Genomic DNA, 16,836 nt, shown 5'->3' with positions numbered 1-16,836 from the left:
ATTATCAAATTCTCAAAATTTTCTTATATCCCAATTTCACCTCTTATCCATCGAACAGCATCTGCGAGCATACCCTGCTTGGGAGGAAGCCATTCTGGCTTTAAAAAATCATATACATCATCATATTGACCCAGAGGCCTAATCGGCATTAATCCCATTGGCACTAAATTATGATCTATTTCCACGTTCAAACCTCTCATCCAGCACAATTTTGTTTCCAAAGCTCCGATATAAGATAGAAAATCCTCATCTACAGGGTCAGCACTTTTAATATTTGCATGCTTCCCTGAAATTAATTTTTCTAAAGAAAATTTATCGCGATTTATAAGCAATGAGTAAAAACCTAAATCGCTTACATTTTTCATCCTATTGTTCTTCTGCTTCTCAAAAATAGCAATCTTTTTTTCAACACCTTCATCATTACCTAAAATAGCCAACTGTATCAAATGAACATAAAAAAGGCTTGATGCTGGGTTCTCATGTTCTTGAATGAAATCATAATTTCTCAAAAAAGCATATTCATCAATTAGATTTTTATTGTCGGAAAAAAGAGCCGTCAAAAACCATCTTCCGCTGCCAAAACTAGCCCCTTCATTTTCGCCAAAGCTAGCCAAAGCCAATTTGGCAGAAAGATGGAAATACTGCTTACTTTTCTTTAAATCGTTCTCCACAAAATAAGAATAGATGGCTTTTGCTTTTATATGCGTAGCCAAGGATAGTAAAGTCACACCTTTTCCTTGACATTTTCCACGCAACAGCATAACTACATCATTCTCATAAATTTCCTCGTGCATAAGAATAATATTGCGGAGTCCCTCTTGCCTAGTCATTTCAGTCATTCTTTATTTCCTCCAACCTTGATCGCCGTCATGCCTTTGTCATTCACACCAATCAAGCTTAACGCTCCCTCTTTTATTTTCCTTCTCTGTAATTTTTTTCAACCTCGGCCCCATCTAAACCTGACTTTGCAAGACGGCACTTAGTGCCTTTACCCACTCGGCAGACAGTATTACGCGGCTTAAATCCAATGCACATTCCGTGCATTAGTGAGTAGTGGTACCCAGCTTAGAGTTTTTGGTGTCCAAGAGTTCGCTTGCAGCCGTACTCTAAATTTCTCAGCAAGTGCATAACTTGCCATTTCAAAAACCAATACCAATTCTTACTTTCTTATACCAACTTTATCCTTTATCCATCGGGCAGCATCTGCCAACATTCCTTGCTTAGGCGGAACCCATTCCGGCTTTAAAAAATCGTATACATCATCATATTGATCCAATGGCCTAATTGGCATCAAATCCATTGGTATCAGAGGATGGTTGATTTTTACCGGAATATCTCTTAGCCAGCATAATTTCGTTTCTAGCGCACCTAGGTATGACATAAATTCCTCATCCAGAGGCTCGCTACTTTTTATATAGGCGTGCTTATTTTGAATTAAATTCTCCAAAGCATCTTTATCCCGCTTTATCAACAGTGAATAAAAATCACTACCACTGCCATACTCTTCCTTATCTGACCTTCTTCCGTTTTTAGAAATTTTTCCAATTTTCTCCAATAGCGCCTCATCGTCGCCTCGCAATGCTAACTGTATCATATGAACGTGAAAACGGCTCCGTAGAGGATTATTCCGCTCTTTAAGCAATTCGTCTGTTTCCAACATGGAAAATTTTTTGATAACTTCCAGATTATCAGATAACAAAGCACCAAGAAATGAAGTACCAACCTCAAATGTTTCACCCTCTCTTTCCTTACTACTAGCCAATATTAGCTGACTAGTTAAATAAAAAAATTGCTTACAAGAATCAATATCCTTTTCTATAAAATATGAAACATTTGCCTTTGTTCTAGCGTATTTTGCAAAAAAGCAAAGACCAACACCAATTGGAACCCTCTCTCTCTTATACATCAAAGAATTAAAATATAAATCTTTACTCTCCTCGCAGGCAGCCAGTAGTGCCTGAAGTTTTCTTTCTCTAGACATGATCATTTTATTCTCATTCAACCTTAATAAGGGTCATTCCCTTTCCATCGACACCAGTAACCATCTTCACAAGCCTCCCTTCAGCCATAGCCTTATTAATTACTTTTGCCGTTTCGACGGCCTGAGCATTACTCGATTGCTCTAATCTTTGAATAGCATTTTCCACCCACGACTTCGACATCTGCGTTTTCAATCCGGTTGCGGCATCAGGCCCACTTAATTTAATGGAGTTATTCGCGTTAAGTGGCTTAACCTCATTAATATATACAGTATCTCCCTTGATAAACACACCATCAAAGCAGTTTCCGCTGCCACATTTTCCTTCCAACCGCGCAAAACCGTTACGCATGAAGTAGCTTTCTGCAACAAATTCCCGCAACTCTCCCTGGACGGCATAACTCGACGTTGTATTCATCTTCGCGAGTAAACTCTCTTCATAAGAAGTGAGACGAAGTGCAATTCCCTCTTCCGTGACCTTTCGCGCACTAATGTTACCCGCAGCCGACGTTGCAACTTTTCCGGCAAGCAACACATCCAATGATTGTGCCATACGGCCGAGTGTCTGCGTCACGCGGTTACCAACGGCACTACCAAGCAGCAACTCTTCCACAGGATAGATAGGCTCTGTGTTTCCGTTACGAACAGCAAATTGCTCCAGGCGATTTTTATTCCGATACTCCACGCCGGGAACTACAGGTGCAGGAGGCTGCATGCCTAAAACATCATTCAGGGATGAGTCGGCGCGTTGACGACTGGTGGCACTAAAATACGTCTGCTCTGCATCATCCCCCTTCGCGGGTTGACCACGTACTAAAATGGTACTTCCTACATGCGGCGTGAGCATTTCTTCCGCCAACCGTTGCAACTCGAGGAAATCACGCAAGCCACCGCGCATGCCATTACTATCTTCATGCGACGATGCTTGCAACAGTGCTTGGAAATACGCCTGATTCTTTGCGTACTCTTTCTCGTCAACCCAGCCCTTGGCTGTACGCTCCAGCGCATCGGAAAATATTACTTCCGCCTTAGCCTCACACGCTTTATCGCGGCATACCTCCTTGGCTTTTTCTTTGGCCAGCTTGCCAATCAGGTCAATCTCTTTGGTATGCAATTGCCGGTTAAATACATCAACCGATCTCGCTGTATTCGTACTTTGCGTCACACTGGCCAAGGCATTTGTACCACTCTGCCCTGTTACGCCAGATGTCAATAATCCACTCAAGGCACCGCTCACCGTGGCAAACGCTTCCTGATAAGAATTGACCAGCTTGTCGCGAGCTGTCTGGTCCAAGCCAAGCCGCTTAGCCTCAGCTTCTCCCAATTCCTTGCCTATTTGCTGGCCTTGATTGCCTGCCACAACCGCGCTAGCGGATCCTACTGCGCCAGCTCCGCCGCTCGCAGCACCGCCGATCAAGCCTTGCGCGGCAGTGTGCAAGCCAACGCGATACATGCCGTTATCCCCCCATTTGGCGGCGGCATCACCTGCTTCAGCGGCCTTGGCTGCGTAAGCATCGCCGGCAACGGTGTCACCCTTGGTCCAGGCTTCCATCGCCTTTTGGGCAAAGTCCTTTTGCTCGAGTAGCGCTGCCGTCTGCTTCTCTTGTGCGAAATCGCCCACCACTTTCGCGGCATATGGAGCAGCCGTCTGAATAAACGCGGCTGTTACCGCCAACTGAGTTTCTACTTCCTTCTTATCGAAGTTGTTGGCGATCTTGCCGCTGGTATCCACACCCGTTTCCACCTGGCGGTTGAGGTCAGCCACCGTTTGCGCAGCGCTCTTGCCGGTCGCTGCAATCTGCGCAGCATCGTCGCGGATCACCAGTTGGCCTGCGCCTACACCGCTCTTGGTCACGCTGCTGTTCTTGTCGTTGCTCGCCACGGCAATCGGCGTATCGACTTTCGAACCGGCCGTTTTCATCAAGTTCACGCCACCTGGACCGGCGCCTTTGCCGTCGCCGCTGCCGGCCGACCCCATGGTGCCGCCACCGCCTATGCTGCTGGCCTTGGTCACGGCATGGTTGGCGATGTCGCTGCTGGTCAGGGTCTTCGTGTCGAGAATGCTGCTTGCGGCGCCAGCGGCAGTGGCGCTGATCACGGCCCCTTTCAGGTCGGTATTGCCGCCGACTTTGAGCTGGAAGCCGCCATCGCCGGCCTTGATGCCGCTTTGCTCCTGCACGCTGGCGTAATCGCTGTGGATCTTGCTTTGGTTGACGCTGGCGCTGAAGCTGGCGCCCATGCCCACCGTGCCGCTCACGCTCAGGCTCTGATTCTTGGCGTCGAACTTGGCGGTATCCTGCAGGCTTTCCAGTTTCAGGTCGCCGCCCACCTTGGCGACCACCTGCTCGCCGCTCGCCACCGCGCCTTTGATCGTGGTGTCACCACCGCTGTCGATTGTCAGCTGCTTGCCCGCTGTCACATAACTGTTCAGCTGCGTGGTGCCTTCGCCGTCTTCCTTGCCGCGTCCCAGACTGGCGCTGGCCGTGAAGCCGAAGGACATGCCGTTGGTGCCGATCGAGGCGCCAATGCCGGCCGCCGCGCTCATGCTCTTGCTGTCGCTGTGCTGGCTTTCGGTATCCTGCGCCGCCACCAGGTTCACCGCGTTATCGGCCTTGAGCTTGATGTCGCCCTTGGCCTTCAGGTCGCTGCCGATAACGGAGAGGTTGCTGTCCTTACCGGCGCCGGTGGCCGTGATGCTGAGGTTGTTACCCGCCGTGAGCGCGCTGCCATAGTTGGTCAGGCTGGCCGTGGTCTGCGTCTGCTTCGACTCGGAGTGGCCGGCCGTCAGGCTGATGCTCACGTTCACGCCGTTCTGCGCCACGTTGTTGGCGATATTGGCGGCCTGCATGGCGGCTGTGGCAGCGGCCAAGGCTTGCACCCGCGAGTTCTTCGTTTGCGTCGCCTTGTTCGCGGTTTGTATCGCCTGGATCGCATCCACCACCGTGCCGCCAATGGCCAGGGTCAAGCCGTCTTGCACGCGGGTCAGCTCGAACTTGCCTTTTTCCGCGTCCTTGCCAGGATCGATGGTCACGCTTTTGCCGGACAGGCTCATATCCTTGGCGGCGTTCAGGTCGCTGCCGCCCACTTTCAGGGCTTCGCCCGCCGTGATCGTCAGGTTACCGCCCGTGCTGCCGATCAGGCTGCGCGACTGGCCGCTTTGCGTGGTCGCGTCGCGCTCCTGGTCGGTGGTGGTGGTGCGCGTGCCGTAGCTGATGCCGAAGCCGCCGCCGCTCAGGAAGCCGCTTTCAGTCACCTTCTTGTGGTGCTTTTCGGTGCTGGTGCTGGTGGCCGCTGCAATGTCAACCTTGCCGGCTGCCGACAGATTGACGTCGCCTTCGCCAGCGATGGCGCTGCCACGCACGTTCAAGTCCTTGCCGGAATCGATCACAACCGTCTTGCCGCTCACGCTGCTACCTATGGCCAGGTTCACGTCGCTGAAATCGGCCGTGTCTGTTGCCTTGCCGCGGAAGGTGCTCTTCGATTCACGATGGGAAGCCGTGTCCGAAAGGTGGCGCTCCATCGCCTCATTGATATTTACGCTGCCGGTGGCCGACAGCTTGACCGCGTCTCCGCCGGAGATATTGCTGGCCGTGAGATTCAGCGTGCCTGTTTGGGTCGCGTTGCCCGCCTTTAGCTCCAGGGATTTACCGGCGGTGACATTGCTGCCGACCACCATCTGGTTTTCGTGAATCTGCTTATCGTAAACTTTGTTGCTGGCATCGTTATGCATGTCCAACTTCGTCTCATTGCTTACCGAGGCGACGTTCACGTTCCCATTTGCTGTCAGTTTGCCATCGCCGCCGAAACCGAGCTGAGTTCCGCTCAAACTCAGGTTACGGTCAGCGCTGATGTTCACATTGCCGCTGGCATTGAGCTGGCTGACGACGTGTGTGATCGAGCTTTCGTTTCTGACATATTCACCAATCTGGGATTTAAAGGTGTGCCCTGTCTGCGCCGTACCGAAATTGACGTCCTTACCAGCAGTGATAACCGCGCTACCAGCCGTGATCTGGCCACCGATATCGCTAACATTCTGGCCTGCTTTTATATTCAGCGTTCCCGCAGCGGCAATCTTCGCCTGGTCCGACAGCATGGTATAGCTGCCGCTCGCCATCGAGTTGGCATAGCTGCGGCTGGTGGTCAGCGTTTCATTCCTTACGTCGCGATCGGCCTGCAAGGTGACGTCGCCGCCGGAAATCGCGCCGCCGCGGTTCACGATATCCTGTTTTGCGATCAGTACGGTTCGTCCCTTGCCGCCATCGATCACACCGCCCTGGTTGACGATATTCTCAGAAACATTGATCTCGATGGCGTCGCCACGTACCACAGCGCCAGAGGGCTTCACCGCATCCTTATCCAGATGTGCCAGATAGACCTTGGGTACCAGCACGTTTTCGGTGCTGCCGTCCGGCAGTTCGACAGTCTGGCTCTCCATCCAGACGATATCGCTGGTCAAGCGGCTGACCTGGTCGGAGGTCAGGGCAATGCCGGGCCGCAAGTCAAACTGCTTGGCCACGCTGATGCCGCTGGTTAGCAAATCCTTGTAACGGCTATCGTCGCCGCCACTGCCTTGCAGGCTACGGCCTGCTTGCACCAGCTGCTCGCGCACCATGCGCTGTTCGTAAAAACCATCGCCCAGGCGCTTCTGCGTAATGGCGTGGTCATTACCGATTTCTTTCAGCAGATAATCGCTGCTGATCCAATTGCCGTGATTCGCAAACTGCGGACGGGTTTCGAACAGCACATTGCCGCTGGCATCGGGATTACGCTTGAACAGCCCGCCAGGAGCGATCTTGACCGCATTGCCCTGCTGGCTCTCACCCCGAACCGCACCGGCGGCGTTGGCTACGCTGTTCCCAGCGCGGGCCTGGATATCGCCCAAGGCTACATTGGCTGCCACGCCTTCCGCTGTACGGCCATCGGCGCCCATACGGTTCACATAGCCACTGTGCGAGGCCGGTCCGGCGGTATTGGCGCCGTTCTTGACGCCGCTGCCATCGACATCACTAGCGAAGCCGGTATGGCCAGCCGTGCCGCTGCCGTTTGCATTGCCGCCAGTCTGACTCTGGTTCTGGATGCCACTGCTCCCGGCATTGGAAAGCGTACGCAGCATATTGGCAATACCGCTGCCGAAAGCGTTACCGCGGCCGCTGGCATTGTTCACGGTGCCGCTGCCATTTGCCTGGCCGCCAGCAGCCGAACCGCCATTCGCGCCGCTGGCTCCAGCGTTGGCCGCGGCGGACGATGCGCCTGTAGCGCCGCTACCGATTACCTTGATGGAGTCCAGGAGATTGCCGGTAGTCCCCGCGCCGACATCGACGTTGGTGAAGTTGCGCGCATTGATGGTGACGCTCTTGCCCTTAATGGTTGCGCCGATCTTGGCGTATTCTTCGCTGTAGGCACGTTCTTCCATAACCCCCGTGGATCCATCACCCGTACGGTAGGTACCATCGAATTTATGCTCCCGTTTTAAGGTGACACTCTCGTTATACACGCCATTCGCAGCCGTCGTAACCAAGTCTCCAGCGATCAAAATCTCCGCATATCGATTGTTGACAGCGCTTGCCGACAGATTGGCGCTACCGCCGGCGACTATACGCGCGGCGGGGCCAGAACCAGGTAGCAGCCGATCCTCCTCAGCCGTATGGTGGGCATACCGGGTTCGCTCAAGCTTGCCCTTTTCAGGGATAAGGGCAAGCACCCTGTCCCGCTGAATGGTGGTGGCGGGATCCAGATAATCGGGCTGGGTCACCAGCCGTACACAGTTGCTGGTGCAATTGCCATACTGATTGGAGAAATCAAGCGTCGTACCACCCCAATTTGTTACCGTACCGGTATGTTGCGTTGCCCCCTCAGCTGGCCCTCCCTGATCGGGATTCAACTGGTTATCGCTCCGCCAGATATAGTACATTTCCTGTTCGCCATCGCTCAGATTGATCCGTCTGCGCTGCCCATACGAGCTACGCAGGCCGCTCCTGGCTGCGAAAAAGGCGGAATCGTTGGCTTGTGTCTTAAATCTGACCCGTCCCACCAGATTGCCATCTGGAGTCACAAATTTCTCTTCTTCCAGGATGGAAGCGGGGTTGATGTAGTAAACCTCATACGGCGCGTAATTGGACGAACTGGCTTCAAACCGTTCATGGTTATCGCCGTGCTGATACCAGCTCGGCAAATGCATTTCCCGCGTTTCATCAACCGTCTTGACACGCTCGACCTGCACGTTGTGGCGAACGTTCTCAATCGTACCAGCCGTGATATTCAGGTCGCGGCCCGCCTCAATCGTGGAGGAGTCATTGTTGACCAGCGCAGTCGAGCCGCCATTGCCGTCGATTTTGAGATTGCCCGAACTGTATAGGGTCGCCGTATCAGTATTGTTCAGCGTACCGGTCACGCCGAGCGCCAGGTCATTGGTCGCGCCGATCAGGGCGGCGTTGCCGGTATTGTTCAGGTTTTGCACTGTCACCTTCACCGTGCCGCCGACAATGCCACCGGTATTGTCCAAGGTGGCGCCGCTGTTCAGTTCCAGCTTACCCTGGCCATTAATCTCACCCGCATTGCCGATATTGCCCTTGGCGTTCAGCACCAGATCCTGCGCCTGGATGCTCGCGCCAGCCTGGTTCGTCACCTGGTTGCCGGACAGGCTCAGCTTGCCCGCCGCCTCGAAGGTCGCGGTATTGGTGATATTGCCCGTCACCGTCAGGCTCAGGTCGCGGTTGGAGTGGAAGCGCTGCGAGCCGCTGGTCTGTGTGTAGTCGCCGTCCATGCTCAGTGCCAGGTCGCGGCCACCGAACATCTCGCCGGCATTTTGCACCGTATGGGTGCTCACGCTCAGGTCGCGGTCGGTGGCGATGCGGCCATCCTGGTTGTTGAGCTGCTGGCTGGTCAATGTCAGGTCGGCGCCGGAGCCGGTGGCCGTGCCCAGCTGGCCGCCGGCGTTGTTGACATTGCGCGCTTCGATCACGGCTTTGCCGCCAGCGAAGACCTGGCCGCTATTGGTGAAGGTCGCGTTGGCCTGCTTGAGGCTCAGCGTGCCGCCGCTATTGATCTTGCCCTTGTTGTCAAGTTTCTCGGTGAGCAGCAGGTCGAGGTCTTTGCCGGCGGCAATGCTGCCGGCGGCCTGGTTGTCCAGGCTCTTGCCATCGAGGATCAGCTTGCCGTTCGCGGCGATGGCGCCATTGCTGCTGATCGCTCCCTTGCTCGTCAATGTGGTGTCGCCCGTGCCCACATTGCTGATGCGCCCCGTGCCGTTGTCGATGGCTTCGGCGCCGATGGTCAGGGTACTGGCCGTGTCCAGGGTTTCGATCACGCCACCCGCGTTGGCCAGGGCGCCGCTCACGCTGAGCTGCAAGTCCTTACCGGCCTGCAGCGTGCCCTTGCTGTTGTCGAGGACGCCGCTGACCGTGTACACGCCCTTGCCATCGGCCAGCACCGAACCGCCCTGGTTGCTGAAGGCGCCCGTCAGCGTGATGTCGGCGCCCGAACCCTTGACCGTCGAAATCTTGCCGCCGTTATTGTTGATACTGGCGACAATCAGGGTCGCTTCGCCGCCCGAGGCGATTTGGCCGCTATTGCTGAAGCTGGCGCCAGCCTGGTTGAAGTTGAGTTTGCCGTTGCTGTCGATCTTGCCCTGGTTTTCCAGTTGCTGGCCGACCAGCAATTCCAGGTCGCGCCCGGCGCCGATGCTGCCGCCGGCCTGGTTGCGCAAGCTTTGCGCCGTGAGGATCAACTGACCGTTGCCGGCGATCTGGCCGCTACTGCTGATCTCACCCTGGCTGGAGACGCTGGTGTCGCCGCTGCCTGCATTGACGATGCGCCCGCTGCCATTGGCGATCTGTACGGCGCGCAAGTCGAGGCGGGCAGCCGCGCCGGCCGCTTCGAGGGTGCCGCCATGGTTGCTCAAGGTGGATGCCACCGCCACGTCAAGGTCGCGCCCCGCGTGGATGGTGCCGCCGCTGTTATCCAGGCCGCTGCCGCTGTCGAGGCTGGCGCGGCCATCGGCCACGACCTTGCCGCCCCGGTTGCTCACGCTCTGGCCGCGCAGCACGATGTCGGCGCCACTGTTGTTGACGGTGGCGATCTGGCCGCCATCGTTGTTCACAGTGTTGGCGATGACAGTCGCTTGCGCGGCCGAGATCAGCTTGCCGCTATTGCTGAAGCTGGCGCCGGCCTGGTTGAAGTTCAGCGTGCCGCCGCTGCTGATGGCGCCGCCCAGATTGTCGAGCTGCTGGCGCACGGCCAGTTCCAGCGCGCCGCCGGCGGAAATCATGCCCGGCGCGGCGTTCTGCAAACTGGCGGCGCCGATCTGCAAGCTGCCGTTGCCGGCGATGGCGCCGCTGTTGTTCAAGCTGGTTTGGGCGTCGAGGCTGGTATGCCCGCTGCCGGCGTTGACGATGCGGCCGCCCGCATTGACGATGGCCTGGCCCTGCACCGTCAGTGTGGCGGCGCCGCCGGCGATCTCGATCAGGCCGGCGTTATTGCTCAGCGTTGCGCCTGCGCTGGCAGTCAGCGCGCCTTGCGCCTGCAGCTTGCCCGTGTTGTTGTTGAGGTTGCCGCTGGCGCTCACATTGGCGTTGCCGTCAGCCAGGATATTGCCGCCCTGATTGCTGAGCGAACCGGTGTCGAGCACGATATGGGCGCCGCCGCCTTTGAGCGTGGCGATCTGGCCGCCATCGTTGCTGACGTCGGCCGCATGCAGCAGCACCGGTCCGCGCGCGCTCATATTGCCGCTGTTGCGGACGCCCGCTGCGGCCTGGTCCAGGCGCAACTGGCCGCCACTGCTGATGGCGCCCGCGTTATCGAGCTTCTGGCTGATGCCGAGTTCGACATCGCCAACACCGCTCAACACGCCCGCCGCCTGTTGCTGCAGCGTCTGCGCCTGCACCGAGAGCTGGCCGTTGCCCGCGATCAGGCCATTGCTGCGCACATAGTCCTGCGCGCTGATGCTGGTGTCGCCCGTGCCCACATTGACGATGCGGCCCGTGCCGTTGTCGATGGCCTGGGCTTGCAGTACCAGGGTATTCACCGCGTCGCTGCTTTCGATGACGCCGCCTATATTCGACAGCAGGCCGCCGCTGCTGATGCGCAAGCCATGCATCGCTTGCAGCGTGCCTTGGCTATTGTCGAGCGCACCGGCCACCGTCAGGCTGGCGCCGCCGTCGGCCAGAATCTGGCCATTGCGGTTGACGATGCTGGCCGCGTTGAGCGCAATGGCCGAGCCGGAATCCCTGAGCGTCACGATCTTGCCGCCGCTATTGTCGAGCGCCGCCGCGGCCAGGGTCGCCTTGGCGCCGGAAACGATCTGGCCGCTGTTGCCGACGCCGGCGCCGGCCGCGCTCAGCGTGAAGCCGCCGCCGCTGGTGATCAGGCCGGCATTGAGCATGGCTTCGCGCACCGTCATCTCCATTCCCGTCGCCGCGCTGATGCTGCCGCCGCTGCGGTTATCGAGCTTGCCAGCCGCCAGGGCGAGCGCGCCATTGCCGCCGATCAGGCCGCTATTGACCAAGCTCTGCTCGGCGCTCACCTTGCTGTCGCCGCTGCCGACGTTGACGATACGCCCGTCCAGGCTTTCCAGCGCGCCGGCCTGCAACTGCAGCGTGCTGGCTGCGCCTGTCGCTTCCATCACGCCGGCATTGTTGACGACGGCCCCGGCCGCCGTCAGTTTCAGGTCGCGCACCGCCTGCAGCAGCCCCTGGCTATTCTCCATGCCGCCGGACAGCGCCAGCGTGGCGCTGCCATCGGCCACGATCGAACCTTTGCGGTTGCTCAGCTCCTGGGCTTGCAGGCTGACGTCGGCGCCGCTGTTTTTGGCGGTGGCGATCTGGCCACCGTCGTTGACGAGGCGGTCGACGCGCATGGCCAGCGCGCCATCGGCCACGATCTGGCCGCCGTTGCTCACGCTCGCCGCCGGCCCGCTCAGCGTCAGCGTGGACTTGCTGTTGACCGTGCCGGCATTGTCCATGCGTTGGCCGATGGCCAGTTCCATCTTGCCGGCCGACGCCAGGATGGCGCCCATCTTATTGTCCAGCGCAGCGGCCGCCACCTGCAAGCTGCCATTGCCCGTCACCATGCCGCTGTTCAGCAGCTGCTCTTGCGCGCTGACGCTGGCCGCGCCGCTGCCGACGTTGACGATGCGCCCCGTCTCGTTGGTGATCGAGCGCGCCTTCACGTCCAGCGCGGCGCCGGCGCCGGCCGCTTCGATCACGCCCGCCTTGTTGCCCAGCGCGCCGCCCGCCGTCAGCGCCACGCCGCTGATGCCCTGCATGGCGCCGTTCTCGTTCTGCACCGCACCCGTGAAGCTGGCGCCGAGCTGGCCATCGGCCAGGATCTTGCCTTGGCGGTTGCTCAGGCTTTCGCCGCCCAGCAGCAGGTCGGCGCCGCCGCCCTTGGCACTGGCGATCAGGCCGCCATCATTGTTCAGGTGGCGACCATCGAGCTGCACCTTGCCGGCGGCGCTGATCTGGCCGCTGTTATTCAGGGTCACGCCCGCTTCGGCCATGCTCAGGCTGGCCTGGGTATTGATCAAGCCAGCATTGTCGAGCTGGCCATGCACGCTGAGCCGCATGGCGCCGTCGGCAGCGATGGTCGCGCCCTGCTCGTTGCGTGCCGTTTGCGCGCCCACTTCCAGCTGGCCCTTGCTGGCGATCAGGCCGGCATTGTGCAAATCGGCCTCGGCCACCACCCGGCTGGCGCCTTGGCCCAGGCTAACGATGCGGCCGGCCGCGTTCTCCAGCGACTGCGCCTGCACCTCGATCTTGCCGCTGGCGCCCAAGGCTTCCAGCACGCCGGCGCTGTTGTCGAGCTTGCCGGCGGCCGCCACTTGCAAGTCCTGGCCGGCCTGGATCACGCCCTTGCTATTGTCGAGGTCACTTCCGATCTTCAGCCTGGCGCTGCGGTCGGTGAAGATGGCGCCGCCCTGGTTGCTCAGGTTCTGCGCGCTGAGCAGCATATCGGCCTTGGAATCCTTGACGGTGGCGATCTGGCCACCCCGGTTGTCGAGGTGGGCCGCGCTGATGGCCGCGTCGCCGGCCGCCACGATGCTGCCGCGGTTGACGACATCGGCGCTGGCCTGGCCCAGCGTCAGGCGGGCGCCGCTGCTGATGGCGCCGGCGTTGTCCAGCTTGACGGTCGCAGTCAGCGCCAGCGCCTGGCTCGAACTGATCTGGCCGGCCACGCTGTTCACGACGGTGGCGGCGCTCACGCTCAGATCGTTTTTGGCGCCGATCAAACCACCGTTGATGATCTCCTTGTCGGCCCCGACCACGCTATTGCCAGTGCCCAGATTGACGATGCGGCCCTTGTCGTTGCCGATGCTGCCGGAGTGCACGGCCAGGGAGGCACTCTGGCCAAGCGCTTCCACCGCGCCGTCCTGGTTGTCGAGCCGCTCGCCCACCTTGAGCTGCACACCATCCTGGGCCTGGATCACGCCCTTCCGATTGATGGCCGCGCCCGCCACATTGAAGCCGAGGCCACCCGCACTGGTGATCTGGCCGCCGATATTGCTCAGGCCAGACACCTTGGCGCTCAACCAGCGGCCGGCGCCGGTGACCGCCAGCGCCGCGCCGTCGTTGCTCAGGTAATCAATTTCGAAGCGCGCGCCGCCCTCGGCCACAATGCGGCCATGATTCAGCAGACTGGCCCCCGCAGCGTGATAATTGAGCATGCCGACGCTGCTGATGGAGCCGGCATTGTCGAGCAGATGGGAAATCTCGAGTTGCAACGCCCCCTGGGTGGAAACCACGCCCAGTTGCTGGTTGTTAAAGCGCATGCCGGTCATCGATAACTGGCCGTTCACGCCGATGGTGCCGTTGTTGACGATCTCCGTGCGACCCAGAATGCTGCTATCGCCGGTGCCGACATTGAGGATGCGGCCGCTGCGGTTCGTCACGACTTCGGCACTGAGCTGAAGGCCGCTATCCTTACCGCCCACTTCCAGCTGGCCACCGTCATTATTTACGCGGCCGCCAGCCATCAGCGCCATATCGCCCACGCTGCGGATTTGTCCGGCCGCGTTCTCCAGATTATTCTTCAAGTCGAGGCTGGCCTTGCCCTGGGCCTGGATCAGGCCAGCGCGGTTCTGCAGCTCGTCCGCATGCAACTGGATGCTGCCCGTGCCGCCATCGGCCGTGGCCAGACGGCCGGCCGTGTTGTCCACGCGTCCCGCTTCAACCCGGATGTCGCCCTGGGCCAGGAACGTATTGCCGTTGCGCAGCTCGGCGCTGCTCCCCTGGAAGCCCAGCTTGCCACCGCTGGCGATATTGCCGCTGTTATCGAGCTTGCGGCCGACGGCCAGTGCCATATCCTGGGCCGACGTCATGCTGGCGTCGGTGGCGTTGATCACCGTTTGCGCCGTCGCCGCCAGCTTGCCGTTGACGGCGATCTGGCCGCCGTTGTCGAGCGCGCCCTGGCTGAACAGACTGCTCTCGCCCGTACCGCTGTTCAGGATCTGGCCACTCTGGTTGAGAATGGCCGCCGCTTCCAGTTTCAGGCTGCTGCCCGTCCCCAGCGCTTCCAGGCGGCCGCTGTGATTGTCGAAACTGCCGCTGGCTTTGAGCTGCATGTCTTGGCCAGACTGGATGTGGCCGGTGGCATTGTCCAACATGCCGTCGGCATGGATGCGGACCGTGGCCGCCGCCACCAGCTTGCCGGTCTGGTTGCCGAGCGCAGCACTGTCGATGCTCAAGTCCTTGCCGGCCGAGATCGCACCACCGGCATTCTGCAATTCCGCCGTGCGCAGAGTGGCCGAACCGGCCACGGTCACGCTACCGTCCTCCAGACTAGCCGTACCGCTCTTGATCCGCAAATCGCCCAGCACATTCAGCTTGCCGGTCTTGCTGCTCAGGGTGCCGGCGGCCAGATCGAGATTACCGGCGCTTTCGAACATCCCCTTGTCATTATTGAGCTGGCCGGCCACCGACAATTGTCCAGCGCCGGTGCCGGTCTGGCGGATCACACCCTGGGCGTTGCTCAAGCTTTGCTCGGCCGTCAGCGCCAGCTGTCCAGCCTGCAGCAAGCCCTGGCCATTCAGCATGCTGCCCAGCTGGGCATCGAACAGGCCACCGGCCAGCAGCTTGCCCTCCTCATTGCTAAACTGCTGGCTGCGGATGGTGACGCCGCGCAGCACGCTAAGCATGCCTTTGCGGTTGCTGAAGTCGCGTCCCCTGGCACTGAGCGAATTTAGTACCAGCTTGCCGCCGGCATTATCCAGATTACCGGTGTCGAGATTAACCTCGCCGCCGGCGGTAATGGTGCCGCCATCGTTGTTCAGCGCCTGGGCCACGCGGATCACGCCGCTGGGCAAAGGCGGCGGCACAGGCTTGCCGTTGCCGCCATCCTGGCCGGCACCGGTGCCGGGCGTGGGGCCGGTTCCCGTGCCTGTGCCGTTGCTGCCGTTGTTGCCGTTGTTGCCGGAATTGGCGCTGCCGTTGTTACTATTGTTGTTGCTGCCCGTTTCCCCACTGGAGCCGGTGCCGCCGGTGTTGCCCGTGCCATTACCCGTGCCGGCATTGCCGCTCGCGCCATCAGCCACGGGCATGCCCAGCATGCCGGCATTGCGGTTGTCGAGGGAGGCCGACTTGATGTCCAGGCCCGTCGCCCCGGTCTGGACGATCTTGCCCTGCGCATTCAGCAGTGCGCCGCCGCTACTCAGCTCCAGGCGCTGCGCCTGCACGCTGCCCTGGCGGTTATCGATCTCGCCTTGCACCTCGATTCGCGCCTGGGCCGCGCTGTTGATCTTGCCGCTGTTCACCAGTGCGCCGGTCTTCAGCTGCAAGCCCGCATCGCCGCTGATAGTGCCGCTGTTGCCGAGCGTGTTGGCCGCAAGCTGCGCCTGCTGGGTCGCCAGCAGTTTGCCGCTATTCTCCAACCGGCCCTCGCTGGTCACCACCAGATCGCCGGCCGCCGCGCCGATCTCGCCGGCATTGCGCACCCCCACCCCTTTTTCGGTACCCACCAGGAAAATCTTATTGGCGTACATGCCGCCCAGCTGCGCCACGTCGACCGCATAGCCCGGCGCGGCGCCCTCGCCCGCCTGGGCCAATGCCGCGCCCCCCGCCTCTTTCACCTGATTCGCGCCGGTCGTCACCTGCAATTGCTGTGCCCACAGACGGCCGTTCAGCGCCACGGCGCGCGCGATCAGGGCCGTGTAGTCGGTGCGGCTGGCGTCGAGGCCCGCGCCATCGATGCTGATCAGGCCGCGTTGCACCGAGTAGCCATCGAGCCGTCCGTCATTGACGATGGGCGCGCCGGTGGTCAGCGTGGCGCGGCTGACGTTGATAAAGCCGCCGCCATTGACCGCGATACCGGCCGGGTTAGCCACCACCACCTCGGCGCGCGGCCCCGCCACTTCGAGGAAGCCGCGGATCTGGCTGGCATTGTTCGAATTAACCTCGTTCAGGATCACGCGCGCACTGCCCTCCGCCATCCATGGGTTGGCCTGGACCCAGCCGCCGATCTGCGACTGCACGTTGACGCGCGAGTTATTCAGCACCGCCCCGCTGCTCGGCACGTCGAACTGCACATAGCTGTTGCGCGACACGCCGGCCGCGCTTGGGGTCTGCACATTCACCTGCAATACCCCGTTCGCCGTATTCAGCACCGTGGCGCGCTGCTGCCCCGGCGCGCGCGGATCGGCAATGATCTGCGCCATGGCCGATCCGCACAACAGCACGCCAAAGGCCGCCAGCAGCGACAGTCCCAGGCTGCGCAAGGCCGGCCATGGCCAGGCCTCCAGCGCCAGCTCGCCGGCCGGCGTGCCTTCGCCCGGACTCTTGCCATGGCTGCGCGTAAGTTCATGCACCACCATGAACTGACCACGGTGTTTGTTGAAGATGAGGCGGTAACGAAGCTTATTCATGGCAATT

At 59.7% G+C, this 16,836-nt stretch carries 3 protein-coding genes; all 3 read right to left on the bottom strand.

Translation table 11 applies throughout. The features are described from left to right. Positions 1-23: 23 nt before the first annotated feature. Positions 24-839 (bottom strand): hypothetical protein, encoded by an 816-nt coding sequence (locus tag FHS03_RS21645; protein ID WP_183443010.1) that lies wholly within the window; start codon positions 837-839, stop codon positions 24-26. Between the two features lie 320 nt (positions 840-1,159). Beyond that, entirely contained in the window at positions 1,160-1,987 is an 828-nt protein-coding gene (locus tag FHS03_RS21640) for a hypothetical protein (protein ID WP_183443009.1), read from the bottom strand. A gap of 7 nt (positions 1,988-1,994) precedes the next feature. Next, the gene (locus FHS03_RS21635; protein WP_183443008.1) at positions 1,995-16,829 is read right to left on the bottom strand and encodes a two-partner secretion domain-containing protein; all 14,835 of its coding nucleotides are present in this window, start codon (positions 16,827-16,829) and stop codon (positions 1,995-1,997) included. Between the last annotated feature and the right edge of the window lie 7 nt (positions 16,830-16,836).

Source organism: Pseudoduganella violacea, assembly GCF_014191875.1.
Classification (GTDB): domain Bacteria; phylum Pseudomonadota; class Gammaproteobacteria; order Burkholderiales; family Burkholderiaceae_D; genus Rugamonas; species Rugamonas violacea_A.
Note: the sequence above shows the minus strand (reverse complement) of the source record. Positions and strands in the feature narration are given on the sequence as shown.